This window comes from Pseudomonas sp. EL_65y_Pfl2_R96, assembly GCF_963970905.1.
In the GTDB taxonomy this organism is placed as follows: Bacteria; Pseudomonadota; Gammaproteobacteria; order Pseudomonadales; family Pseudomonadaceae; genus Aquipseudomonas.
In genome coordinates this window covers 1-466 of the sequence record NZ_CAXAQH010000311.1, presented here as the reverse complement: position 1 = coordinate 466, position 466 = coordinate 1, and the positions used below count along the sequence as shown (strand labels likewise).

Annotated in this window: 1 protein-coding gene; it reads right to left on the bottom strand. The window is 67.4% G+C overall.

The window, feature by feature from the left end:
- The coding region (locus AACY49_RS30790) for a ParB/Srx family N-terminal domain-containing protein (RefSeq protein ID WP_339528074.1) at nt 1–426 on the bottom strand (426 nt) is incomplete at its 3' end.
- Nucleotides 427–466 lie beyond the last annotated feature (40 nt).

Here is a 466-nt window from a genome sequence, read left to right as displayed (position 1 = left end):
CACGACCTGGGCGATCTCGTACATTTCGAGATCGAGCCGCATCATGTTCTCGGCCTGGCTTTCCTCGAGCAGCTGCGCCTCGGTCAGCTGATCGCGCACGACGACGTCGATCGGCCAGTCGGCCGGGAGCGCGCCCGCCTTGATCAGCGCGCCGATCGCGCGGCACCGGCGCCCGCCGGCATGCACGCCATAGCGTTCCTTGCCGCCCTTCAGCGGATGGACCTTCAGCGCGTTGACCAGGCCGAGCGCGAGGATCGAGCGGCCGAGCGCCTCGATCGTCATTTGCGCTTTGCGATTGGTGCGGACGTTGAAGCGGCTGATCTCGAGCTGATCGAAGGTCACCGCCTTGCGCAGGATCGCGGGCGGGAGTTGCTGAGGCCGCGCAGACGCGATCGTCGCGGGAAACTCGGTCGGGGTGCTGGTCATGGGCACGCTCCTTCGGTTAGGACCGAGCGAGCGGGTGCCA